This window comes from Streptomyces sp. TRM49041, assembly GCF_008271805.1.
GTDB lineage: Bacteria > Actinomycetota > Actinomycetes > Streptomycetales > Streptomycetaceae > Streptomyces.
The window spans coordinates 147,296-171,212 of record NZ_VSRY01000173.1 but is presented as its reverse complement, the minus strand read 5'-3'; the positions used below and the strand labels follow the sequence as shown (position 1 = coordinate 171,212).

Sequence of the window (23,917 nt, the reverse complement as noted above, 5' to 3'; positions counted from 1 at the left end):
CTCGGGGTGGTGTGACAGAAAACGCACCTGCGGCGCTGTTAGGAGTACGGGGCCGTCCTACGGACCCGCGGACGGCGACCGGGGCCTCTCCTGTGGGGGGTGGCGGCCCCGGTCGTCCTTCCGGCGTCTCCACCTCCGGCCTGGGGTTATACGACACGTCGCCTGCCCCCGTGGCAAACCGTGCGACCAACGCGCCCGGAGCCTCACGCGAACTCGTGACCTTTGCTGTGCCGCCAGTCGTGGATACGGAACCGCTCGGGAATGTCCAGTCGCTCTTGGTGTCAGCTGCCGTAGAGGGTGGGCAGATCGACCAGGAGGAGGTCGTCACGGCGGTTGGCCAGGTCGACCAGGTCGGGGTAGAAGCCGTGCAGAGAGTACAGGGCCAGAGTGGTGGCAGCGGTGTCGTACCCCTGGTCTGCGAGCAGGCCACGGATACGTTCCAGACGCTCCAGGTCACCGGTCCCACGGCGGGCGGCGGTCGCCTTGGCCTCGCCCAGCAGCGCGATCCTCGCGCGGGGAGCCTGCGGGCGCTCGCCGGCGGCCAGAGCGATGACATCGACCTCGTGCTTCGTCCGGGCGGCCTGGTCTGCGACCTCGGTGGTACCGACCGGGCCGGGCAGTCCACCGGGCAACAGGGTGTGGGCGTAGCGACGGGTGAAGTCGCGGGCCAGGTCCTCGAAGTGCGGCCCGAGGATTTTGGAGTTGAAGGTCGGTGCAGCCTGCTGCCACACCTGCTCGGCGAAACCCTGCTCCACTGCGGCGGCCTGCGGGAGGGTGATGAGCTGGTTGAAGCGGATAACGGGGTCGGCGAGCGTGATGACGGGGTGCCTGGAGCGGAGGATGTCCTGTTCCCGCCGGATGTAGCCGGTGGATTCCAGCACTCCGAGCGGGTGAGCGACGGCGTTGCGCGGGCGCTCCAGGGCGGCACCGATCTTGCTCGGGGTGGTGGCGCCTTGCGCGATCGCGGTGAGGATGTCGTAGTACAGCGTGTGCTGTGTGATCCTCGGGTCCTCGCGCAGCAGGTACTCGGTCTCGGTACGCGAGTACACGGCCCGCCCCGGGTCGAGCAGCGTCCGGGTAAGCCAGGTATCGAAGCCGTCGTCCGGATGCGGCCGGGCAGCCACCGGCCGGTAGCCGGGCGCCCCGCCCAGGACCGCGTGCACCTTCAGCGCGGTCAGCGGGTCGGCGATCTGCCAGAAGGCCCGGCTGTGACGGTAGTCGAAGGCACTCAGCCGTAGATCGACCACGGCACGTCCCCGCAGCGGTTTGGTCCCCGAGAGCAGTTCGTGCATGACGCTCATCGCGGAGCCGCACAGGATCAGCCGTGGCCCCGGCCCGGCACCGGGCCGGGCACCCCGCTGGCGTTCGTCGTAGAGCTGTTGCAGCAGCCCCGGGATTTCAGGTGAGTGCTGGAGCAAGTACGGCAACTCGTCGATCACCAGGAGCGGATGCGACGAACGGGCGGTCACGTCAAGGGCATTGGACAGGACGTCATGCCAGTCGGTCAGACGCAGACTCCCTGGCCGCAGGCCGGCGTGGGCGGCGACAGCGTCACTGAACCGCTGGATCGCGGGCAGCCGCCCCTCCTCCCGGACCGCTGTGACGTACAGGCCGCCGACCTGCTCGGACAGGGCCTGTAGAAGGTATGACTTCCCATGCCGACGCCGCCCCGACACGAGGCCGAGCCGCATCGCCGGATCCGGGTCAGTGAGGAACTCCGTGAGCAGATCCCACTCCCGGTCCCGGTCGACCACGTCGTCCGGCTTGGCCGGCAGGCTCTTCTTCACTCGGCCTCCCACACATCGACTGCGACGTAATGCGTCTAAGTCTACTTCGACAGAAACCGTCGCAATGGAAATGTCCCGCAGCTTCGAGGTGGACCATCCTGTCCGCCCCGGCGCCGTCCGGCCGTCCTCCGCGCGCTCTCACCGGGCTCGTCCTGTCGCTCCGCCCTCTTCGAGTCGCCCGGCGAGTCTCCTCAGCCCCCGGTACGCGGCGGTCCGTACCGCGCCCGGCTGTTTGCCGAGCACGCGCGCCGCCGCCGGGCCGTCCAGGCCCACCACGACGCGCAGCAGCACCGCCTCCGCCTGGTCGCGCGGGAGGCCACGGATCAGGGCGAGCGCCTGTTCGGTCGAGAGGGACTCCAGCGCGGCGACGGCCGTGTCCTGCCCGTCCGGCAGTTCCAGTACGTCCTGCTCCAGCGTCGAGGTACGGGGCCGGCGCCGCTGCCTGCGCAGATGGTCCAGCGCCCGATGGCGGGCGATGGCCGCCACCCAGCCGCGGAAGCCGTTGCCGTCGCCCCGGAACCGCCCGAGGTCCCGGGCGATCTCCAGCCACGCGTCGGAGGCCACGTCCTCGGCGTCGTCCCCGACGAGCCCGCGCACATATCCGAGCAGCCCCGGCTGGACCAGCCGGTACACCCGCGCGAACGCGGCCTCGTCCCCGAGCTGGGCGCGCCGAACGGCTGCGCCGAGCTCCGCATCGTGTCCCCCCACACCGACCTCTCCGCACCGCGCGTCCGGATCGTGCCCCTGCTCACACTGCGTGCGGAGGTGTCGAAGTGTCACAGAGCTGCCGCGAGGCTGGACTAATCAAGTTTGAGGAGTGCACTCGCACGGTATATGTTCCCGTAGTCAAACTTGACCACTGAGGAGACTGAGTGACCTTCCTGCCCGATACCGGATACACCCCCACCGCCGAGGACCGCGCCGGCCTGGACGCCTGGTTCGCGGAGTACGACGCGCTGAGCGCGAAGCGCGATGTGGAGCGGATGGCCGACATGGCCGTGTTCCCGCTGAACCTCGTGAGCGACGACTCGGCGGGCGACGGCCGGTCGGCACAGTGGGACCGTGAGCAGTTCGTGGCGACGATGACGCAGGTCATGGGAGACGGCGCCGAGGACATCAGGTTCGAGTCCACACGGACACCGGTCTTCCTGTCACCCGCCATGGCCGTCGTCCTCACCGACTCGACCATGACGGCCGAGGGCCACACCCGGCGGCTCCGCTACGCCGACATCCTGATCAAGAGGAACGGGAAGTGGGCGTTCCAGACGATGATGCAGGGCGGCTGGGGCGACTACCTCTGACCGCTGCCGGGCCGGTGCCCGGATGGGGCCCCGGGTGGTGCCCGGGTGGGGCCCGGGGCCGAACTCGGGGTCGACGTACGGCTCCTGCCGGACCGTGCCCTCCATGGCGTGGCGATAATGCGCGGGTGAGCACTCCTCCCGTACCGCTGCCCGCCGAGCACATACCGCCCGGCACCGCCGACTGGCGGTCCTCCGACGCCCGGCGCTGGCTGGCGGCCGTGCCCGCCGCGTGGGCGCATCCGCTGTGGGCCGTCCTGGCTCTGGTCGCGACGGGTTTCTGGTACGTGGCGGCGAGTCCGACGGCACCCTGCACCTCGGCGGAGCCGTGCGGGACCGACTGGCTCGGGCTCGGGTTCGCCGTGGTGCTGCTGCTGACCCTGTACTGGGTGGCGCGACAGCCGCGGCTCGCGCTGGCCGGGCTCGGGCTGGTGGTCGCCGGGCACCTCCTGGACGGCGGGTTCGCCGTCGCCCTGGAGGAGCCGTCCTGGCTCGGGTTCATCGTGGCGGCCGCGTTCGCCGCCGCCGGGATGGTTCACCGGCTGGCCGTCGCCGGGCGGCAGCGGGCGCTGGCGCGGGCCGCCGCGGGGCCCGTCGCACACCAGGTGCCGGCGGCTGCCCTGACGTTCCAGCGGGGGCGCGCGTCCTTCGTGCTGGCCGCGCCACTGCTGGCCGTCGCCGCCTTCGGGTACTGGCAGGCGCAGCAGATCGCCGACGCGTACGAGGAGCGGGCCGCCGGGCTGACTCCCGTGTCCGGGACGGTCACCAAGGTGGACGACGAGGAGTACCGGCTCACCGTGACGGTCGGCGAGCGCGGCTACGAGGTCGAGACCGCGTTCCCCGAGGACTTCCCGGTGGACAGCACCGTCGACCTGCTGGTCGACGGCGACTGGGTGCGGCTGCCGGCGGAGCCGTACGACGTCTTCGGGTGGGAGCTCCTCGTGGCGTCCGGACTCGTCGTCGGGCTGGCGTTCCTGGCCAACGGCGCGGACGGGCGTACGCGGTGCCGGCGGCTGCGCCGGGGACCGCTGCCCGTTCTGCGGGTGCTCGTGCGCGAGGGCCACGACGACGGCAAGACCTGGGTGTACGCCGCCGACGACCTCACCGGCGAGCGGCCCCTGCTCCACTTCCACTCCCTCTTCGCCTTCGAGGAGGAGGACAAGCGGGGCCATGAGGACGACGCCCACGACGAGGACGACGCGTATGTCGACGAGGAGATCGTCGAGGAGCTCCGTAAGGTCGGCGCCATCCTCAAGCGCGAGGACCCGCCGCCCCCACTCCGCGAGGCCGTCCTGTACGGGCTCCCCTACGTCGGCACCGAACTCGCCTTCGTCGCCCGCGAGGACGAGGACAGCGGCGAGGTGACCGTGGAGTGCAGCGTCACCGCGGTGAAGGCCGCCGTGCCGGGGCTCACCGGCACCGCCCGGCAGCCGCACACGCCCCGGCCCGTCGAACAGCAGCGCCGGCGGCGGCCCGTCGACCAGGTCGCCGCCTCCATGGCGCCCTCCCTCGCGCCCAGGGTGTGGGCCGCGCACGGGGTCTCGCGGGCCCTCGGGGTGTTCCTGCTCGTCGTGCAGGGCAGCGGCGTCTGGGCTGTGCTCGACGGGGACATGTCCTGGTCGTCGCTGCTCGCCCCGATCGGCCTGTACCTGCTGGTGACGTCCGCGTCGACCGCGCTCAACTGGCGCCTCACCGCCGACCGCGACGGCCTCTGGGTCGCCGGGCCGTGGCGGGTGCGGCACGTCCCGTGGGACCAGGTCACGGACGTCCGGTGCAGTGCGAGCGACATCGTCGTCGGACGGTCGCAGCACTCGACGGACTCGACGGACTCACAGGATTCGCAGGATTCGCAGGATTCGCCGGACGCGAGGGCCTCGGAGCTGCGCCTCTCCCCCACCGGCTGGGCGTGGCTGGAGCGGCGGCTCGGTCATGGGGAGGCGTACTGCGTGCGGGCCGCCGACGAGGCGCGCGCACTGCTCCACCGGCCCGAACTGCGGCCGCGGGAGAAGGCGGCGCCGAGGCAGCAGGGCATGCCGGTCGGGCCGCTGATCGTGGTCTTCTCGGTGCTGTGGGGCGCCGCCGTGCTGCTGCTCTGAACCGCGCGGCGGCCGAGCGGCAGGCCCGGCTACGCCGTGCGGGCGCGGCGGGAGATGACGGCCTGGAGGACGCGGCGGCCCTCGGCGGAGAGGTCGAGGGCGCGGCGAAGGCCGCAGGCGGCGCCGTCCGCGAGTATCTCCAGGACGCTCATCTGGCGGCGGAGTTCGCCGCCGGCCAGGGGGCCGAGGCCGTCGGGGTCGCCCGAGCGGCAGCGGCCGACGACCTCGGCGAGGTCCGGGGACGACGCGGCGCCCAGCCGGTGGTGGAGCTCCAGGGCGGCGAGCGAGCAGGTGTCGGCCCACTCCCGGAGCGGGGCCGCCGACCACTCCGCGGGCGCCGCGCCCAGCATCTTCCGTACGAGCGCGCCCTCCTCGGCGTCCGCGGGTTCGGGCGACGCGGACTCGACCGCGGCCCGTGACTCGGCCAGCCGGTCCTGCCAGTCGGCGCCTCCGCGGGCCACGCCCAGCCACAGGGGGCGCAACTGGTCGGTGGCCTCCGGGTCGAGGAGCGGAAGGCAGCGGTCGAGGCAGGCGAGCGCCGAGGCGGCCAGCCCCCGCTCGTCGGCCTGCGCGATCAGTTCCACCAGGCTCGGGGTCGTGCTCGTGCTCGGACTCATGACGTCTCCCGTCGCGGACGCGGTACTTCCCCTTACTGCGCCGCTTGGCGTGAAATCGTCACGCGGGGTGGCGTGAAATCTCGCTACGTCGCTACATCCACGGATTCGTACACATGTCCCCCATGCATCTGTTACATTCTGCCCACATCTCGCGCCGCGGGCCCGCACTACCCCCGGGCGGGCCCGCGGCGCGTTCTCCCCGGCGTTCTCACAGGCGCTTGGCCAGGGTCGAGAAGTCGCGCCAGGTGAGCGACGGTTCGCGCGGGTCCCAGACCTTCTGCGCCAGCGCCCGCAGCGGCAGCCGGATGCCCGCCGCCACCTGGTCCTGTGTCTGCGCGTCGGCCAGGTCGCACCACACGGCGAACCGGCCGCCCAGGATCTGGCCGGAGTAGCGCGCCGGAACCGCCTGAGAACCCCGCAGCACCAGCGGCGTCCACGTCGTGTAGATCTCCTGGCCCGTCGGGTACGTGAACTGGTTGGGCTCGCCCAGTACGTAATAGAGGTACCGGTCGTTGACGTTCACCACCTTCCGGCCCTCCTCCAGATACTCGATCGGCTGCCGCGCCCCGATCTCCCGACCCGTCCAGTACTCGACCTCGATGCCCTTGTCCGCGGTCACCACACCGCCCCGGAAGAAGCCGTCGTTCCACGCCTTCGGCTGCTTGCCGGCCGCCCGTACCACCGCCGCCCGGTCGTTCAGCCACGCCGTCGCCAGGTCCTGGACCCGCGCGCCCGCCCCGAACTCGCGGCGAGCCTCCGCCGCGAGGGCCGGATAGGACGCCTCGGGGTTCCGGGCCATCAGTGCGCGGTACTCGTCGGCGCCGACGTGGAAGTAACGGCCGGGGAACAGGGCGGCGTACTCACGCAGCAGGTCGTCGACGATGCGCGCCGACTCCGGCTTGGCGATGTCGATCGCGCCGCGCGCCACCGTGCCGCTCGCGTTCCGCAGGCGCAGCGACGGGTGGGCGGCCAGGACCGCGCCCAGGTGACCGGGCGAGTCGATCTCGGGGACGACCGTGATGTGCAGCGAGGCGGCGAGGGCGACGATCCGGCGCACCTCGGCCTTCGTCAGGTGCTGCGGTGACACCACCTCCGGGTGGCTCGTCGACTGGATACGGAACGCCTGGTCGTCGGAGAAGTGCAGGCCGAGCTGGTTCAGCTTCAGGTCGGCCATCTCGCGGACGCGGGCTTCCAGCCAGGCGGCGGTGAAGTGCTTACGGGCGATGTCGACCATCAGTCCGCGCTGCGGGCGGTCCGGGCGGTCCCGGACGACGCCCTCGGGCACCGCCCCGCCCGAGCGCACGGCCTGCTTGACCGTCCGGGTGCCGTAGAAGACGCCGGCCTCGTCGGGCCCGGCGATCCGGACACGGCCGTCGCGGGCGGTGAGCGTGTACGACTCGGGGCCGGCGCCCGCACCACCGCCGTCGAGCGCCAGCTCGATGTCACCCGCGCGCACCGGGGACTCGCCCCGGTACGCGATCTTCAGCTCCCGCGCGAGCAGCCGTGCCTCGTCGTCCAGGACGCTGCTGCCCCGCGCGACCACCACCCCGCTGCCGGGCCCGGGCCGCCACCCGGGGCCCCGCGCGGGCGTGTGCTCGCGTACCGCGGGGATGGTGCGGGGCGCGGTCGAGAGGGGGTACGTCCGGGTGGGGCTGGGGCTCGGGGACGGACTGGAGGGCGGTGCGAAGGCGTCGGCCGGTGAGGTCGGCGCGGCCGTCGTCGGGGGCGTCGGGGTGACGGTCCCGGTCGGCGCTCCGCCCCCGCCACCGCATCCGGTGAGGCCCACGGCGAGTGCCAGTACCAGCGCCGCCGGCACCGACGTACGTATGTGTCCGTTCACGCACCCGCCTCCTCAAGCACACGCGCCCCGGTCCGACGCGCCGAGTGCGTCCATCCACTGTGCCGAAACTCTGCCGTCCGGGTGAAATACGGAAAGCCTCCGGAACACAGTTGCTCACCCTGGGTAATGTTGTGTCCCTTCCCTCACATCTTTCGCGCGACTTCCCCATACCGCCGCCCGCTGTTCTGTACGAGGAGCCCACGCTGTCCCGCGAATCCGCCTCCGGCACTCCGCAGACCTTCGGCGCCACCGCGGCCATACCGGCCCAGCACCGCGACCGCCCGCCGACGGCCCGGGAGCCGGACGCCCCCGACCCTCTGGCGCTCTTCAACGTCGCCCCGGACGACACGACGGAAGCCTCTCTGCTGGCCTGCTGCGGCAGCCGCCGCTGGGCTCGGCGCGTCGCCGCCCACCGCCCGTACCCGACGCTCGACGCCCTGCTGGCCGCAGCCGACGAGGCCGGGTACGACCTGTCCGGCGCCGACCTCGACGAGGCGCTCGCCGACGAGGCCGCGCCCGTGCTGCCGCCCGGCACGCCCACATCCGCCCACACCGCGCTGCGCGCCGCCCACGACGTGTACGAGGAGCGCTTCGGGCACGCCTTCGTCGTCTGCCTCTCGGCCCACCGGCCCGACGAGCACCTCGACCAGATCCTCGGCGGTATCCGGTCACGACTGGGCAACGAACCGGAGGAGGAGCGGGCCGTCGCCGCCGACGAGCTCCGCCGGCTCACCCGGGCGCGACTCGCCCGACTTATGACCGATGAGAGTGATTCAGGGGGATTCGATAGGCCGTCCGTGGCTGTTTGATTGCCGGTTTGATCACACCTATGGACCCCACGCAGGGGAACCGACAAGTCGTCGCTACCATGACCGGGGCCGGTGGACCGTACCCGGCCGGGTCTGACCGACAGAGCACCTCTTATTTCGCAGAAGACTGGCGGCCAACCCCAATCCCCGCTCCCGGAGGGTTTTTCCGTGCCGGCTGGAACGCTGTACCGCGGCCGGGAAGGGATGTGGTCGTGGGTGGCTCATCGAGTCACCGGCGTCCTCATCTTCTTCTTCCTGTTCGTACATGTACTGGACACCGCTCTCGTCCGCGTCTCGCCCGAGGCCTATGACGACGTCGTGGCGACGTACAAGACGCCGATCGTCGCGCTGCTGGAGTACGGCCTCGTGGCCGCCATCCTCTTCCACGCGCTCAACGGCCTCCGCGTCATCGCCGTGGACTTCTGGTCCAAGGGCCCCCGCTACCAGAAGCAGATGCTCTGGACCGTGATGGGCCTGTGGATCGTGCTGATGGCGGGCGCCATCTACCCCGTCCTCGGCCACGCCGCACGTGAACTGTTCGGGAGCTGACGCCAGACATGTCTGCTGACACCACCTCCGCCGTGGGCCCCGTCGAGGGCGTGGGCCTGTACGACGCCGACAACCCGGCGCCGCTGATCGAGCCGCCGCGCAAGCGGACCAAGAAGACCCCCCGGTCGGCCCGGGGCAACTTCGAGCTGGCCGCATGGCTCTTCATGCGCCTGTCCGGCGTCGTCCTCGTCGTCCTCGTCATCGGCCACCTGCTGATCCAGCTCGTGCTGGACGGCGGCGTCTCCAAGATCGGCTTCGCCTTCGTGGCCGGCCGCTGGGCGTCCCCGTTCTGGCAGGTCTGGGACCTGCTGATGCTGTGGCTCGCCATGCTGCACGGCGCCAACGGCCTGCGTACCGTCATCAACGACTACGCCGAGCGCCCGAACACGCGCCTGTGGCTCAAGGGCCTGCTGTACACCGCGACGGTGTTCACCATCCTTCTGGGCACGCTGGTGATCTTCACCTTCGACCCGAACATCCGCTAGGCACGGGCTGAGGTATCCACGCCATGAAGATCCACAAGTACGACACCGTCATCGTCGGCGCCGGTGGCGCGGGCATGCGCGCCGCCATCGAGGCGACGAAGCGCAGCCGCACCGCCGTGCTGACGAAGCTCTACCCCACCCGCTCCCACACGGGCGCCGCGCAGGGCGGCATGGCCGCCGCGCTGGCCAACGTGGAGGAGGACAACTGGGAGTGGCACACCTTCGACACGGTCAAGGGCGGTGACTACCTGGTCGACCAGGACGCCGCCGAGATCCTGGCGAAGGAGGCCATCGACGCCGTCCTCGACCTGGAGAAGATGGGCCTGCCGTTCAACAGGACCCCGAACGGCACCATCGACCAGCGCCGCTTCGGCGGTCACAGCCGCAACCACGGCGAGGCCCCGGTCCGCCGGTCCTGCTACGCCGCGGACCGCACCGGCCACATGATCCTCCAGACGCTGTACCAGAACTGCGTCAAGGAGGGTGTGGAGTTCTTCAACGAGTTCTATGTCCTCGACCAGCTGATCACCGAGGTCGACGGCGTCCGGAAGTCGGCCGGCGTGGTCGCCTACGAGCTGGCCACCGGCGAGATCCACGTCTTCCAGGCGAAGGCCGTGATCTACGCGTCCGGCGGCACCGGCAAGTTCTTCAAGGTGACGTCGAACGCGCACACCCTGACCGGTGACGGCCAGGCCGCCTGCTACCGGCGCGGTCTGCCGCTGGAGGACATGGAGTTCTTCCAGTTCCACCCGACGGGCATCTGGCGCATGGGCATCCTGCTGACGGAGGGCGCCCGTGGTGAGGGCGGCATCCTCCGCAACAAGGACGGCGAGCGCTTCATGGAGAAGTACGCACCCGTCATGAAGGACCTCGCCTCGCGTGACGTCGTCTCGCGCTCCATCTACACGGAGATCCGGGAGGGCCGCGGCTGCGGTCCCGAGGGCGACCACGTCTTCCTCGACCTGACGCACCTGCCGCCGGAGCAGCTGGACGCCAAGCTCCCGGACATCACCGAGTTCGCCCGTACATACCTGGGCATCGAGCCGTACACGGACCCGATCCCGATCCAGCCGACCGCGCACTACGCGATGGGCGGTATCCCGACGAACGTCGAGGGTGAGGTCCTGGCGGACAACACCACCGTCGTCCCCGGCCTGTACGCCGCCGGCGAGGTCGCCTGTGTGTCGGTGCACGGCGCCAACCGGCTGGGCACCAACTCGCTGCTCGACATCAACGTCTTCGGCAAGCGGGCCGGTATCGCCGCCGCCGAGTACTCGGCGAAGAGCGACTACGTCGAGCTCCCGGAGGACCCCGCGTCCCTCGTCGCGGAGCAGGTCGAGCGGCTGCGCAGCTCCACGGGCAACGAGCGGGTCGCGGAGCTCCGCCGTGAGCTCCAGGAGACCATGGACGCCAACGTCATGGTGTTCCGCACCGAGCAGACGATCAAGACGGCGGTCGAGAAGATCGCCGAGCTGCGCGAGCGCTACAAGAACGTCGCCATCCAGGACAAGGGCAAGCGGTTCAACACCGACCTGCTGGAGGCCATCGAGCTGGGCAACCTGCTCGACCTGGCCGAGGTCATGGCCGTGTCCGCGCTGGCCCGCAAGGAGTCCCGCGGCGGTCACTACCGCGAGGACTACCCGAACCGCGACGACGTCAACTTCATGCGCCACACCATGGCGTACCGCGAGGTCGGCGACGACGGCACCGAGTCCGTCCGCCTCGACTACAAGCCGGTCGTCCAGACCCGCTACCAGCCGATGGAGCGTAAGTACTGATGGCTACCCCGACCCTGGAGAAGACGGCGGACACCGCCGCCGCCTCCCCCTACATCACGGTCACGTTCCGGATCCGCCGCTTCAACCCCGAGGTGGCGGACGAGGCCCAGTGGCAGGACTTCACGGTCGAGATCGACCCGAAGGAGCGTGTCCTCGACGGTCTCCACAAGATCAAGTGGGACCTGGACGGCTCGCTGACCTTCCGGCGCTCCTGCGCGCACGGCATCTGCGGCTCCGACGCGATGCGGATCAACGGCAAGAACAGGCTCGCCTGCAAGACGCTGATCAAGGACATCAACCCGGAGAAGCCGATCACGGTCGAGCCCATAAAGGGCATGACGGTCCTCAAGGACCTCGTCGTCGACATGGAGCCGTTCTTCCAGGCGTACCGCGACGTGATGCCGTTCCTGGTCACGTCGGGCAACGAGCCGACGCGTGAGCGGCTGCAGACCGCCGAGGACCGCGAGCGGTTCGACGACACGACGAAGTGCATCCTGTGCGCGGCGTGCACGTCGTCCTGCCCGGTGTTCTGGAACGACGGCCAGTACTTCGGTCCGGCCGCGATCGTGAACGCCCACCGCTTCATCTTCGACAGCCGTGACGAGGCCGCCGAGCAGCGTCTCGAGATCCTCAACGACAAGGACGGCGTGTGGCGCTGCCGCACCACGTTCAACTGCACGGACGCCTGCCCGCGCGGTATCGAGGTCACGAAGGCCATCGCGGAGGTCAAGCGCGCACTGATCACGCGTCGCTACTGAGCTGTTCCGCCGAACGGCCCGCACCCCGAGGGGTGCGGGCCGTTCGTGTTTCCCGGCTGCGGATTCCCGTGACGACCAGCGACTTGAACATGTTCAAAAGGAGGTCTAGAGTCAGAGCAACACTACTTTTGAACGTGTTCAAGGGAGGGTGGGGCATGGACCTCACTGTTGTCGCCTACATCGCCTACCTGCTGATCAGCGTGGCCCTCACCGTCTGGGTGGCCCGTACGCTCAGCCGCAACGGGCGGATCTTCCTCGCCGATGTCCTCAAGGGCAACGACAAGCTCGCCGAAGCCGTGAACCACCTCCTCGTGGTCGGCTTCTACCTCGTCAACTTCGGGTTCGTCGCCCTCTACCTCCGGCAGGACGCGACCGTCGACACCATCCGGTACCTCTTCGAGGGCCTGTCGGTGAAGCTCGGCGTCGTGCTGCTGGTCCTCGGCGTGATGCACCTCGGCAATGTCTACGTCCTGAACAAGATCCGCCGGCGCGGCACCATGGACCGTGAGCAGCAGCCCCCGGTCCCTCCGCAGGGGTGGACCGCGCCGCCCGCCGCCCGGGCGTGACCGCGCGGCCGCGCCGGTGGGGCCCGTGAAACCCGCGAAGTCCGTGAAGCCCGTGAAGCGGCTGACCGTCCTGTACGACGCCCAGTGCCCGCTCTGCGTGCACCTGCGCCACTGGCTGCTCCGGCAGGCCCAGCTCGTCCCGCTGGACCTCGTACCGACCGCGTCCGAGGAGGCGCGGCGCCGCTTCCCGGGCCTGGACCACGGGGCGACGCTGGAGGAGATCACGGTCGTCGGCGACGGCGGCCAGGTCTACCGCTCGACCGAAGCCTGGATCGTCTGCCTGTGGGCCCTGGCCGAGTACCGGCCCAAGGCCCACTGGCTGGCGAGCCCGGCCGGTCGCCCGGTCGCGCGGATGACCGTCCTGGCCGCCGCCAAGTGGCGGGCGTCGACGGCGGACTCCGCCTGCGAGACCGGCCGGTGCGGGCTTCCGGACAACTCCCGTTAGGCTCGGATGCTGTGAAGGACCAGAAGGCCGAGAAGCTCCCGAAGAGCGAGCAGACCCGCACCCTCATCCTGGAGACCGCGCTCCGGCTGTTCCAGGAGCGCGGCTACGACAAGACGACGATGCGGGCCATCGCCCAGGAGGCGGGCGTCTCCGTCGGGAACGCCTACTACTACTTCTCCTCCAAGGAACACCTGGTCCAGGGCTTCTACGACCGGATCGCCGCCGAGCACGAGGCGGCGGTCCAGCCCGTTCTGGTGGGCGACAGGGATCTGGAGGTACGGATCCGTGACTCCATGCTGGCCTGGCTGGACGTCGCGGCTCCGTACCACCGGTTCGCGGCCCAGTTCTTCAAGAACGCCGCCGACCCGGAGAGCCCGCTCAGCCCGTTCTCACCGGACTCGGTCGAGGCCCGCCGGGCGGTCATCTCCATCCACGAGCGGGTGCTGCACGGCTCGGACACCAAGACCGCGCCCGAACTGACCGAGCTGCTGCCGCACATGATGTGGCTGATGCACATGGGCCTGGTGCTGTACTGGGTGTACGACCGGAGCGAGGGCGCCGAGCGCAGCCGCCGGCTCGTCGAGCGGACCGCGCCGCTCGCCGCCCGGGCCATCGCGCTGTCCCGGTTCCGGGTGCTGCGGCCGCTCGCACGGCAGGCCCATGACGTCATCGTGGAGTTCATGCCGGGCGCCAAGGACGCGCTGGAGAAGGACGCTGTAGTGGGGCACGCGGCCCGGACGCCCGGCAAGGGTGCCTCCTAGATCCAGCTCAGCTGCCAGAGGCGCCAGATGCCGGTGCCGTCGGACAGGTACTGCGAGCCGGCGATGTCGCCCGTGCTGAGCACGTAGTCCTTCTTCTGCCACAGCGGGACGAGCGGCACGTCCTTCGCGACCTGCGACTGGATCTCCTTGAAGTCGCCCACCGCCCGGGCCCGGTCGCCGTACTGCTGCGTGGCGGCGATGAGCCGGTCGATGCGGGTGCTGGCGTACGCGTTCTGCAGCGCGTTGTCCCGGCCGACCAGCGGCTGTGTGAAGCTGTCCGAGTCCGGGAAGTCCGGCAGCCAGCCCAGCCCGTACGCGTCGTAGTCGCCGTTCGAGTAACCCTTCTGGAAGTCCTTCCAATCCGCGGAGACGATCTTCATCCGGAACAGTCCGGACGCCTCCAGCTGACGGCGCAGCTCGGCGGCCTCGGCCCCCCAGGTCTCCCCCGAGCGGTGCGCGTATGTGAAGCTCACCGGCGTCTCGACGTCCGCGTCCCGCAGCAGCTTCTCCGCCCGTTCGACGGCGTCCTCGCCCTCGGGGAAGGTGTCGAAGAAGGGCGTGCTGTGCCCGATGAAACCGCGTGGGATCAGCGAGTACAGGGGGTCCACCGTGGAGTGGTACGGCCCGGTTACCAGCTGCGCCCGGTCGACCAGCGTCGCCACCGCCCGCCGTACGGCCTTCTCGGCCATCGGCGAGCCCTTACGGACGTTGAAGACCATGCTGCGGGTCTCCGCGCTGTTCGCCTCCGTCATCTGGATGCCCTCCTTGCTCGGGTCGAGCGTGGAGAGCAACTGCGGGGGCAGCGCGCGATGGGTGACATGGACCTTCCCGCCGCGCCAGGCGGCGGCGAGCTGCTCGCTCTCGGCGAAGTACCGGACGACGACGGTCGCACCGGTCCTGCTGATGGCGCCCTGGTAGCGGGGGTTGGGCTCCAGGCGTGCGCTGACGCCCGGCTGATACTCCGTCAGCACGTATGGCCCGGAGCCGTCGACTTTGTCGTCCTCGCGGAGCCCGTCCTTCGGATACCGCGTGCGGTCGACGATCGCGCCCGCTCCGGTGGCGAGCTTCAGCGGGAATGTGGCGTCCCCGGCGCCGAGTTCGAAGACGACCCTGCGGTCCTTCGCCGTGACGCTCTTCAGCGTCGGGAAGAGGGCCGCGGGGCCCACGTCCGCGCCGATGCCGAGCATCCGGTCGAACGAGAACTTCACGTCCTCCGCCGTGACCTCCCGTCCGTTGGAGAACGTCAGGCCCTCGCGCAGGGTGCATACGTACGACGTCAGCGAGGTGCCGGTGAACGCGCAGGAGCTGGCGGCGTCCGGAACCGGGGTCGTGGAGCCCGGCTTGAAGGTGAGCAACGACTGGTAGACGTTGCTGTAGATGGCCCAGGAGCCGGCGTCGTACGCCCCGGCCGGGTCCAGAGATGTGACTTCGTCGGTCGTGCCGACCGAAATTGGCCCTGTGTTCCCCTTTTCGGTTGGGAGTAGCTGCCAGGCCCCTATCCCGACTGCCACCAAAGCAACGCAAATTATGATGATCCGGACACGGATCGATCGCATAGCCGTGATTCCTTTCACGCCCTCCCCTGTGCGATGGCGCAAACTCAATCACAGGCTGTGCAGTTGTTCAGGCGTTCCCGGACGCCAGTTCTACGACCGTGATATCGGACGGTGCACCGACCCGCACCGGCGGACCCCAGGCGCCCGCACCGCGCGTCACGTACAGCTGGGTGTCGCCGTGGCTTTCGAGGCCCGCTACGGTCGGGTTGGCCAGCCCCGCGAGGAAGTTTCCGGGCCACATCTGGCCGCCGTGGGTGTGGCCGGACAGCTGGAGGTCCACACCGTGGCGCACGGCGTCGTGGATCAGCACCGGCTGGTGGGCCAGGAGCACGGCGGTGCGCGTCCGGTCCCGGTCGCCGAGGGCGCGGGTGAAGTCGGGGCCGTCGTCGTAGTTCGCCCCGGCCACGTCGTTGACACCGGCCAGGTCGAATCCCGCCAGTTCGACCCGCTCGTTGCGGAGCGGGCGCAGGCCGAGGTCGCGGACCTCGTCGACCCACTCCTCGGCGCCCGAGAAGTACTCGTGGTTGCCCGTGACGAAGAAGCTGCCGTGCCGGGCGCGGAGCCGGGCCAGCGGCTCGGCCGCCGGGCCGAGGTTCTCGACGGTGCCGTCGACCAGGTCGCCGACGACCGCGACGAGGTCCGGCTGCGTGGAGTTGATGCTGTCGACGATGCGCTGGCAGTGGGCGCGGCCGAGGGTGGGGCCGAGGTGGATGTCGCTCACCACGGCTATGCGGTAGCCGTGGGCGGTGCGGGGGAGCCTGGCCAGGGGGACGGTCACTCGCTTGACCCGCGGGCCGCGGAGGACGCCGTACGTGCCGTGGCCGACAGTGGCTGCCGCGGCCGCGACGGCGGTGCCGCCGACGACGCGGGACACGAACAGGCGGCGGGACATGCCGCCGCCCGAGGGAACGGGCTCCGCCGGTGCCTCGGGCTCCGCCGGGGTCGCCGTCGCGGTAGATGTCGCACCGCCTGGTGCGCCGGCGGTGTGCTGGAGAGGACCGCCTGCCGGGTGCCCGCCTTCCCCCAAGCTCTCGGCTCCGCTCGACCAGGGGGGACCCCCATCCAAGCTCTCGGCTCCGCTCGCGGGGGGACCCCCATCGCCCCGCGGAACGACCGCCCGCAGCGAATCGGCACCGGTCCCGGCGGACGGCGCCGGTGCATCCGCGACGCGCCCGCGCTCGACGAAACGGCGCAGCAGCGGGCGTACCGCCTCACCCACCAGGAGTGCCAGGACCAGGTACAGAAGGACCGCCAGCCAGAGGAAGCCCGGCCAGGCGACTGTCTGCTGGAGCCAGAAGGGCGCCCCCGCCCGGCCCGACGTCAGGGCGGCCACCGAGAGGAGCGGCAGCACGATCGCCGCCACGGTGCCCGCCCGGCGGGCCCAGCCGCCCGGGCGGGTGACGTCGCGGACCAGGCGGCGCCACACGTACCAGTGCACGACGCCCAGCAGGACGAGTACGAGGGCGATGACCAGCAGAACCACCAGCACGGCCGCTCCCTACTTGTTGTCGTGTTCGCGACTCAGGGCGCGCATTCCGCGCAACCCGATCACGCCAATGGCCGTCCCCAGGAGAAAGGACGTGATGGCGAGCAGAAGATGAACCCAGAAGTACCCGGTGGGATTCCCCGCGTCGTCGAAGGCAAGGCCGCTCGCGTCGTTCACCAGGTTCTTGACGAAAGTGATCCAGATGAACCAGCTCCACACCCCGAACGCGAGCAGGAACCAGGAGATCGGGCGGCTGAGTTTCATGGAACCAGTATCGGGTGCACCGGTGTCGGGACCCTCGGCGGGTGGTTGTACGTTCTCGAACGTGCTTGCTCTCAAGAAGGCCACCGCCGTGGTCACCGCCGCGCTGCTGCCCCTCGTCGCCGCCGGACCCGCGGTCGCGGCGTCGCCCACCCCGCAGCCGAAGCCGCCCGCCTCCATGTCCACGGTGGGCGGGGAGCGGCTCGGCAAGCCGGGGACACAGGTCCAGCTGGCGGCAGGGGCGCCCGTACTGCCGAAGGAGCTCACCGGCCGGTCCTGGATCGTCGCGGACGCGGAGAGCGGCGACGTCCTCGCGGCGCACAACGCGCACTGGCGGCTCGCCCCCGCCTCCACCATCAAGATGCTCTTCGCGGACACCCTGCTGCCGAAGTTCCCCAAGACGCAGAAGCACCTCGTGTCGGCCGGTGAGCTGGGCAAGCTCGGCGAGGGGTCCAGCCTCGTCGGGATAAAGGAGAAGCAGATCTACACCGTCCACGACCTGTGGCTGGGTGTGTTCCTGCGGTCCGGCAACGACGCCGTGCACGCGCTCGCCGAGATGAACGGCGGCATAGACAAGACCGTCAAGGAGATGAACGAGCGCGCCGACGAGCTCCAGGCACTGGACACGGAGGTCGTCTCCCCGGACGGCTACGACGCGCCGGGGCAGGTCTCGTCCGCGTACGACCTGACCCTCATCGCACGCAGCGGGATGCAGAACAAGGACTTCCGCGCATACTGCTCGACCGTGCGGACGCAGTTCCCCGGCGAGCAGAAGCCCGGCAAGAAGCGGGAGACGTTCGAGATCCAGAACACCAACCGGCTGCTGACCGGGGACTTCGGCATAGAGCCGTACAAGGGCATCGCCGGGGTGAAGAACGGTACGACGACCCATGCCGGCTCCACCTTCACCGGGGTCGCCGAGCGGAACGGGCGGGTGCTGCTCGTCACCGTCATGAACCCGTCGTCGGATGAGCGGTTCGCCGTCTACAAGGAGGCCGCGCGGCTCCTCGACTGGGGCTTCGCCGCGGCCGGGAAGGCCAAGCCGGTCGGTCAGCTGGTGCCGCCGAAGTCCGCGAAGACCGGTACGGACGCCGGCGTCGGGCCCGCCGAGCGGGGCGGTGCCGCCGAGGCGACGTCCGCCGGGCAGTCCGGGCCCGGGTCGAGCGGGGCCGGGATCGCCCTCGCGGTCGTCGGCGGAGTGCTGGTGGTGCTGGCGGGCGCGGTGTTCCTGATCAATCGGCGGTGGCCGGTCCGGAAGGGGCCGGCGCAGTAGCCTCACGACGCCGCTTCCCCGTGACCGTCCACGCCGCGCAGAACAGCAGCAGCCTGGCGCTGAGGTTGATCCACAGCAGCAGCGCCACGGGCACGCCGAACGCCCCGTACATCGACTTCGCCGCCACGCCCTTCATATAGCCGCCCAGCAGCAGCTTCAGCAGCTCGAAGCCGACGGCGCCGATCAGGGCGGCGACCATCAGGTCGCGGCGCGGCGGCTCCACGCCGGGCAGCAGGGTGAGCAGGTACAGCAGGATCAGGAAGTCGGCCGGCACGGCGATCACGAGCGCCCCGCCCTGCAGCAGGATCTCGCCGAGGCGGCCGTCCGAGAGGCCGAGCAGGTCGGCGGTCCAGCCGACGGCGGTGGAGCCCAGCCCGGAGGCGGCGAGCGACACCAACGCGGTCGCGCCCAGGCCGAGCAGGACGAGCGCGTCCTTGCCCTTGCGGACGACCGGGTTGCCCTCCTCCGCTTCGAGGCCCCACACGGCGCGCAGGCACTCGCGCATGGAGCCGACCCAGCCGATGCCCATGAGGAGGAGCAGCGCCCCGGCGACCAGGCCGACAGTACCCGCGTGGTCGACGAGGGAGCCGACGTCGAGCTGGTCGGAGATGCCCGGCACCTGCTCGCTGATCCTGTCCTCGACGGAGCGCAGCCGCGCGTCGCTGAGCAGCGCGGCGCCGATGACGGCGGCCACGGTGAGCAGCGGGAAGACCGCCAGGAAGCTGATGAACGTGATGGCGGCGGCCAGCCGGGACCAGCGGGCACGGTCGAGGGTCTCGTACGCGCGCCAGCCGTGGGTGCGCATGAGCCGGGCGGCCCAGGGGCCGATGACGGGGAGCTTGGTCAGCCAGTCCATTGCGTACGCCTACCACCGGACGGGCGCACGGAGTCCCGCGGCGCGCCCCTCATCCGGTCGGCCGGGTCCTTCCGCCGGGTCAGGAGCAGGGGCCGTGCGTGGTGGGCGCCTGCTCGTCGACCGGTGAGCCCTGCGGAGGCACCTTCCCCGCGGGGCCGCAGCCGCCGAACTCGTAGGTGTGCAGCTTCCGCCACACGGCGTCCGCGCCCTGCTCGTAGAGGGCGAAGGAGCACACCGTCCACTCCGCCTCGAAGGAGGCGAGCTCCTCGAACGCCCGGTCCATCGCCTCCTCGGCGATCCCGTGGGCGACGGTCACATGCGGGTGGTACGGGAACTGGAGTTCCCGCACCAGCGGACCCGAGGTGTCACGGATGCGCTGCTGGAGCCACGAGCAGGCCGAGCCGCCCTCCACGACCTGGACGAAGACGACCGGGGAGAGCGGCCGGAAGGTGCCCGTGCCGCTCAGCCGCATCGGGAACGCCCGCCCCGCCGCCGCGACCCGGGCCAGATGTGCCCGGACCTCCGGCAGCAGCCCGGCCTCCACCTCGGTGGGCGGGAGGAGCGTGACGTGCGTGGGGATGCCGTGGGCCGCGGCGTCGCCGAAGCCCGCGCGCCGCTCCTGGAGCAGGCTGCCGTAGGGCTCCGGGACCGCGATCGAAACGCCGAGCGTTACGGTCCCCACGTCGTTCTCCTCATCCTTCGGTCATACGATCCGGTCGCCAGTGTGGCGCCTCGACCTGTCCCATGGCCAGAGTCGTTTGGACTCAGTGCTTGGCGGGCAGGAAACCCACCTTGTCGTAGGTCTGCGCCAGGGTCTCCGCCGCGACGGCACGGGCCTTCTCGGCGCCCTTGGCCAGGATCGAGTCCAGCGTCTCCGGGTCGTCCAGGTATTCCTGCGTGCGGGTGCGGAACGGCGTGACGAACTCCACGACGATGTCCGCGAGGTCCGTCTTGAGCGCGCCGTACATCTTGCCCTCGTAGCCCTTGACCAGGTCGTCGACGGACGTTCCGGTGAGCGTCGACATGATCGTGAGCAGATTGCTGACGCCCGGCTTCTCCTCCGGGTCGAAGCGGATCACGGTGTCGGTGTCGGTGACCGCGCTCTTGACCTTCTTCGCGGTCGCCTTCGGCTCGTCGAGGAGGTTGATGAGGCCCTTCGGCGTGGACGCCGACTTGGACATCTTCGCCGTCGGGTCCTGCAGGTCGAAGATCTTCGCCGTCTCCTTGAGGATGTACGGCGCCGGGACCGTGAACGTTTCGCCGAAGCGGCCGTTGAACCGCTCCGCGAGGTCCCGGGTCAGCTCGATGTGCTGGCGCTGGTCCTCGCCGACCGGGACCTCGTTGGCCTGGTAGAGCAGGATGTCCGCGACCTGGAGGATCGGGTACGTGAACAGACCGACCGTGGCGCGGTCGGCGCCCTGCTTGGCGGACTTGTCCTTGAACTGCGTCATGCGGGACGCCTCGCCGAAGCCCGTGAGGCAGTTCATGACCCAGGCCAGCTGGGCGTGCTCCGGGACATGACTCTGGACGAAGAGGGTGCACCGCTCCGGGTCGAGCCCGGCGGCGAGCAGCTGCGCGACGGCGAGGCGGGTGTTGGCACGCAGCTCGGCGGGATCCTGCGGAACCGTGATCGCGTGCAGGTCGACGACCATGTAGAAGGCGTCGTGTGTCTCCTGCAGCGCGACCCACTGGCGGACCGCGCCGAGGTAGTTGCCGAGGTGGAAGGAGCCTGCGGTGGGCTGGATTCCGGAGAGCACACGAGGACGATCAGCAGAGGCCATGTCCCTCATTGTCTCAGGTGCGGAAGCGGACTCGTGCGCGGCGGTTCCTCCCCCGCCCCCGCCCCTTCCCGGGACCGGGGCTCCAGGCTGAGGTCCAGCCGCTCCGGCGTTCGAGGAGCGGGGGTTCGGGGGCGGAGCTCCCGATTCGGGAAGGGGTGGGGTGGGGTGGGGAAGAAGGCCGCCGCGGGCCGCCCCTACGCCGGGATGCCCGGCGCCGGGTATTGGGCCATCAGGTCCGCGACCTCCGCGCGGATCGCCGCCAGGGCCTCCTCGTCGCCCTTCCGGGCCGCCGCCACACCCCGGTCGATCCACTCCGCGACCGCCGCCATGTGCTCCGTACCGAGCCCCCGGGACGTGAGGGACGGCGTGCCGATGCGGATGCCGGAGGGGTCGAAGGGCTTCCTCGGGTCGTACGGGACGGTGTTGTAGTTCACGACGATCCCCGCCCGGTCGAGGGCCTTCGCCGCGACCTTGCCCGGCACGTCCTTGCCGGTGAGGTCCATGAGGATCAGGTGGTTGTCGGTGCCGCCCGAGACCAGGTCGAAGCCGCGGGCCAGCAGCGCGTCGGCGAGGGCCTTGGCATTGGCGACGACCTGGTGGGCGTAGTCGCGGAAGGCCGGCTGGGACGCCTCGTGGAGGGCCACCGCGATCGCGGCCGTGGTCTGGTTGTGGGGGCCGCCCTGGAGGCCGGGGAAGACCGCCTTGTCGACGGCCTTGGCGTGCTCCTCGCGGCACATCAGCATCGCGCCGCGCGGGCCGCGCAGCGTCTTGTGCGTGGTCGTGGAGACCACGTCGGCGTGCGGGACGGGCGACGGGTGGGCGCCGCCCGCGATCAGCCCGGCGATGTGGGCGATGTCGGCGACCAGCACGGCGCCCGCCTCCCGGGCGATCTCCGCGAACGCGGGGAAGTCGATCGTGCGGGGCAGGGCCGTGCCGCCGCAGAAGATCACCTTCGGGCGCTCCTTGAGGGCGAGGTCCCGGACCTCGTCGAAGTCGATCAGGCCCGTGTCGTGACGTACGCCGTACTGCACGCCCCGGAACCACGTGCCGGTCGCGGAGACGCCCCAGCCGTGCGTGAGGTGGCCGCCCATGGGCAGGGCCATGCCCATCACGGTGTCGCCGGGCTGGGCGAACGCCAGGTAGACGGCGAGGTTCGCGGGCGAGCCGGAGTAGGGCTGGACGTTGGCGTGGTCGACGCCGAAGACGCCCTTGGCCCGGGCCACGGCGAGCCGCTCGACCTGGTCGACGACCTGCTGGCCCTCGTAGTAACGGCGGCCGGCGTAGCCCTCGCTGTACTTGTTCTGCAGGACCGTGCCGGACGCCTCCAGGACGGCCGACGAGACGTAGTTCTCGCTGGGGATGAGGCGCAGGGTCTCCGCCTGGAGCCGCTCCTCGGCTCCGACGAGCCGGGCGAGCTCCGGGTCGGCGGCGGCGAGCGCGGGGTGTGTGGTGGCGGGCGTGACGGGTCCGGTCATGGCGTCCTCCGGGGTGGGCAGCGCGTGTGTCGTCCTCGGGGTGCCCAGGCGGGCGGCGCCCCTTGCTGTCTGCCGCGCACGGCTCCCCCGGGGTCGTTTCCCCGTACGCCAGTCGCCGCGCGTACCGTCCACCCTATCCGTCGCTTTCCGGACCAGGTTTCCCTGTCCGTATCCCGAGCGACGATAGAGACGACCGGCCGTACGAAGATGAACGGAGATCCCGTGTCGAGAACGCAGGACGCGATCGCTGCCGCCGAGGCGCACAGCGCGCACAACTACCATCCGCTGCCCGTCGTCGTGGCGACCGCGGAGGGCGCGTGGATGACCGATGTCGAGGGGCGCCGCTACCTCGACATGCTCGCCGGTTATTCGGCGCTGAACTTCGGGCACGGCAACCGCCGTCTCATCGAGGCCGCCAAGGCGCAGCTGGAGCGGGTGACGCTGACGTCGCGCGCCTTCCACCACGACCGGTTCGCGGACTTCTGCGAGCAGCTCGCGGAGTTCTGCGGCATGGAGATGGTGCTGCCGATGAACACCGGGGCGGAGGCGGTGGAGACCGCCGTGAAGACCGCCCGCAAGTGGGGCTACCGGGTCAAGGGCGTCCCGGACGGCACCGCGAAGATCATCGTGGCGGCGGACAACTTCCACGGCCGTACGACGACGATCGTCAGCTTCTCGACGGACCCGGAGGCGCGCGCCGACTACGGCCCCTACACGCCGGGCTTCGAGATCGTCCCCTACGGGGATCTGACGGCGCTCGCGGACGCGATGACCGACAACACGGTGGCCGTGCTGCTGGAGCCGATCCAGGGCGAGGCGGGCGTCCTCGTACCGCCGCCCGGCTATCTGGCGGGCGTGCGGCGGCTGACCCGGGAGCGGGACGTGCTGTTCATCGCTGACGAGATCCAGTCGGGTCTCGGGCGGACCGGGAAGACGTTCGCGTGCGAGCACGAGAACGTCGTGCCGGACATGTACGTGCTGGGCAAGGCGCTGGGCGGCGGTGTCGTCCCGGTGTCGGCGGTCGTGTCCAGCGAGGCGGTCCTCGGGGTGCACCGGCCGGGCGAGCACGGCTCGACGTTCGGCGGCAACCCGCTGGCCTGCGCGGTGGCGCTGGAGGTGCTGGCCATGCTCCGCACCGGCGAGTACCAGCAGCGGGCCGCCGAGCTGGGCGACCACCTCCACAGCGAGTTGGGGCTCCTGGCCGGCGGCGGCGCGGTGCGGCAGGTGCGCGGGCGCGGCCTGTGGGCGGGCGTGGACATCGACCCGGCCAAGGGCACGGGCCGGCAGATCTCCGAGCGGCTGATGGACCGCAGGGTGCTGGTGAAGGACACACACGGCTCCACCATCCGGATCGCCCCGCCGCTGGTGATCAGCAAGGAGGACCTGGACTGGGGGCTGGAGCAGCTGCGGGACGTCCTCGCGGGCTGAGCCCGGTCGACC

Annotated in this window: 23 protein-coding genes; 12 read left to right on the top strand and 11 right to left on the bottom strand. The window is 70.7% G+C overall.

Annotated elements, in window-relative coordinates; genetic code table 11:
* Nucleotides 1–281: 281 nt before the first annotated feature.
* Both FVS66_RS33600 and FVS66_RS33595 read right to left on the bottom strand, forming a co-directional pair.
* Nucleotides 282–1,787, bottom strand: a complete 1,506-nt coding sequence (locus FVS66_RS33600; protein ID WP_149185020.1) for an ATP-binding protein — start codon at nucleotides 1,785–1,787, stop codon at nucleotides 282–284.
* A 138-nt stretch (nucleotides 1,788–1,925) separates the two neighbouring features.
* Nucleotides 1,926–2,495 (bottom strand): RNA polymerase sigma factor, encoded by a 570-nt coding sequence (locus FVS66_RS33595; protein ID WP_149185019.1) that lies wholly within the window; start codon nucleotides 2,493–2,495, stop codon nucleotides 1,926–1,928.
* Between the two features lie 164 nt (nucleotides 2,496–2,659).
* On the opposite strand from FVS66_RS33595, the gene FVS66_RS33590 reads away from it, so the two are divergent.
* Nucleotides 2,660–3,088 (top strand): DUF4440 domain-containing protein, encoded by a 429-nt coding sequence (locus FVS66_RS33590; protein WP_149185018.1) that lies wholly within the window; start codon nucleotides 2,660–2,662, stop codon nucleotides 3,086–3,088.
* Nucleotides 3,089–3,213: 125 nt separating this feature from the next.
* Nucleotides 3,214–5,181, top strand: coding sequence for a hypothetical protein (locus FVS66_RS33585; protein ID WP_262387352.1), 1,968 nt, complete (start codon nucleotides 3,214–3,216; stop codon nucleotides 5,179–5,181).
* Between the two features lie 29 nt (nucleotides 5,182–5,210).
* Here FVS66_RS33585 and FVS66_RS33580 read toward each other — a convergent pair whose 3' ends face one another.
* Nucleotides 5,211–5,798: a hypothetical protein gene (locus FVS66_RS33580; RefSeq protein ID WP_149185017.1), complete on the bottom strand. Its 588-nt coding sequence runs from the start codon at nucleotides 5,796–5,798 to the stop codon at nucleotides 5,211–5,213.
* 208 nt (nucleotides 5,799–6,006) lie between these two features.
* Nucleotides 6,007–7,638 carry a glycoside hydrolase family 20 protein gene (locus tag FVS66_RS33575; protein ID WP_262387351.1) on the bottom strand — a complete coding sequence of 544 codons (1,632 nt, stop codon included), beginning with the start codon at nucleotides 7,636–7,638 and terminating at the stop codon, nucleotides 6,007–6,009.
* Between the two features lie 257 nt (nucleotides 7,639–7,895).
* Between FVS66_RS33575 and FVS66_RS33570 the strand changes: the two genes are divergently transcribed.
* From FVS66_RS33570 to FVS66_RS33535, 8 genes are all read left to right on the top strand, one after another.
* Nucleotides 7,896–8,447 (top strand): 2-oxo-4-hydroxy-4-carboxy-5-ureidoimidazoline decarboxylase, encoded by a 552-nt coding sequence (locus FVS66_RS33570; RefSeq protein WP_149185186.1) that lies wholly within the window; start codon nucleotides 7,896–7,898, stop codon nucleotides 8,445–8,447.
* 168 nt (nucleotides 8,448–8,615) lie between these two features.
* Nucleotides 8,616–8,996: a succinate dehydrogenase, cytochrome b556 subunit gene (gene sdhC, locus FVS66_RS33565; protein ID WP_149185016.1), complete on the top strand. Its 381-nt coding sequence runs from the start codon at nucleotides 8,616–8,618 to the stop codon at nucleotides 8,994–8,996.
* An 8-nt stretch (nucleotides 8,997–9,004) separates the two neighbouring features.
* Nucleotides 9,005–9,481, top strand: coding sequence for a succinate dehydrogenase hydrophobic membrane anchor subunit (locus tag FVS66_RS33560; protein WP_149185015.1), 477 nt, complete (start codon nucleotides 9,005–9,007; stop codon nucleotides 9,479–9,481).
* Nucleotides 9,482–9,504: 23 nt separating this feature from the next.
* A complete protein-coding gene (sdhA, locus tag FVS66_RS33555) occupies nucleotides 9,505–11,259 on the top strand; it encodes a succinate dehydrogenase flavoprotein subunit (RefSeq protein WP_149185014.1) in 1,755 nt (584 codons plus the stop codon).
* On the top strand, nucleotides 11,259–12,017 hold the full coding sequence (locus tag FVS66_RS33550; protein ID WP_149185013.1) for a succinate dehydrogenase iron-sulfur subunit: 759 nt from the start codon (nucleotides 11,259–11,261) through the stop codon (nucleotides 12,015–12,017). The genes sdhA and FVS66_RS33550 overlap by 1 nt, the downstream gene beginning before the upstream one ends.
* A 155-nt stretch (nucleotides 12,018–12,172) precedes the next feature.
* Nucleotides 12,173–12,583 carry a hypothetical protein gene (locus FVS66_RS33545; RefSeq protein WP_149185012.1) on the top strand — a complete coding sequence of 137 codons (411 nt, stop codon included), beginning with the start codon at nucleotides 12,173–12,175 and terminating at the stop codon, nucleotides 12,581–12,583.
* 25 nt (nucleotides 12,584–12,608) lie between these two features.
* Nucleotides 12,609–13,028 carry a DUF393 domain-containing protein gene (locus FVS66_RS33540; RefSeq protein ID WP_262387350.1) on the top strand — a complete coding sequence of 140 codons (420 nt, stop codon included), beginning with the start codon at nucleotides 12,609–12,611 and terminating at the stop codon, nucleotides 13,026–13,028.
* 11 nt (nucleotides 13,029–13,039) lie between these two features.
* Nucleotides 13,040–13,789 carry a TetR family transcriptional regulator gene (locus FVS66_RS33535; RefSeq protein WP_149185011.1) on the top strand — a complete coding sequence of 250 codons (750 nt, stop codon included), beginning with the start codon at nucleotides 13,040–13,042 and terminating at the stop codon, nucleotides 13,787–13,789.
* On the opposite strand, the gene FVS66_RS33530 is transcribed toward FVS66_RS33535, so the two are convergent.
* The 3 genes from FVS66_RS33530 to FVS66_RS33520 form a co-directional block, all read right to left on the bottom strand.
* A complete protein-coding gene (locus tag FVS66_RS33530; RefSeq protein WP_149185010.1) occupies nucleotides 13,786–15,345 on the bottom strand; it encodes an ABC transporter substrate-binding protein in 1,560 nt (519 codons plus the stop codon). The genes FVS66_RS33535 and FVS66_RS33530 overlap by 4 nt on opposite strands.
* A 67-nt stretch (nucleotides 15,346–15,412) precedes the next feature.
* The gene (locus FVS66_RS33525; protein WP_149185009.1) at nucleotides 15,413–16,834 is read right to left on the bottom strand and encodes a metallophosphoesterase; all 1,422 of its coding nucleotides are present in this window, start codon (nucleotides 16,832–16,834) and stop codon (nucleotides 15,413–15,415) included.
* Nucleotides 16,835–16,843: 9 nt separating this feature from the next.
* Nucleotides 16,844–17,095 carry an SCO4848 family membrane protein gene (locus tag FVS66_RS33520; protein ID WP_149185008.1) on the bottom strand — a complete coding sequence of 84 codons (252 nt, stop codon included), beginning with the start codon at nucleotides 17,093–17,095 and terminating at the stop codon, nucleotides 16,844–16,846.
* A gap of 61 nt (nucleotides 17,096–17,156) precedes the next feature.
* Between FVS66_RS33520 and FVS66_RS33515 the strand changes: the two genes are divergently transcribed.
* Nucleotides 17,157–18,365 carry a D-alanyl-D-alanine carboxypeptidase gene (locus FVS66_RS33515; protein ID WP_262387349.1) on the top strand — a complete coding sequence of 403 codons (1,209 nt, stop codon included), beginning with the start codon at nucleotides 17,157–17,159 and terminating at the stop codon, nucleotides 18,363–18,365.
* Here the strand turns inward: FVS66_RS33515 and FVS66_RS33510 are convergent.
* The 4 genes from FVS66_RS33510 to glyA form a co-directional block, all read right to left on the bottom strand.
* Complete coding sequence (locus FVS66_RS33510) at nucleotides 18,325–19,221, bottom strand: YihY/virulence factor BrkB family protein (protein ID WP_149185006.1); 897 nt, start codon at nucleotides 19,219–19,221, stop codon at nucleotides 18,325–18,327. The two genes, FVS66_RS33515 and FVS66_RS33510, sit on opposite strands and share 41 nt — an antisense overlap.
* Before the next feature lie 79 nt (nucleotides 19,222–19,300).
* A complete protein-coding gene (locus FVS66_RS33505) occupies nucleotides 19,301–19,903 on the bottom strand; it encodes a 2'-5' RNA ligase family protein (RefSeq protein WP_149185005.1) in 603 nt (200 codons plus the stop codon).
* A gap of 82 nt (nucleotides 19,904–19,985) precedes the next feature.
* Entirely contained in the window at nucleotides 19,986–21,011 is a 1,026-nt protein-coding gene (gene trpS, locus FVS66_RS33500; protein ID WP_399226808.1) for a tryptophan--tRNA ligase, read from the bottom strand.
* 185 nt (nucleotides 21,012–21,196) lie between these two features.
* Nucleotides 21,197–22,477, bottom strand: coding sequence for a serine hydroxymethyltransferase (glyA, locus tag FVS66_RS33495; protein ID WP_149185003.1), 1,281 nt, complete (start codon nucleotides 22,475–22,477; stop codon nucleotides 21,197–21,199).
* A gap of 222 nt (nucleotides 22,478–22,699) precedes the next feature.
* Here glyA and rocD point away from each other — a divergent pair, with 222 nt between their 5' ends.
* Complete coding sequence (gene rocD, locus FVS66_RS33490) at nucleotides 22,700–23,905, top strand: ornithine--oxo-acid transaminase (protein WP_149185002.1); 1,206 nt, start codon at nucleotides 22,700–22,702, stop codon at nucleotides 23,903–23,905.
* Nucleotides 23,906–23,917 lie beyond the last annotated feature (12 nt).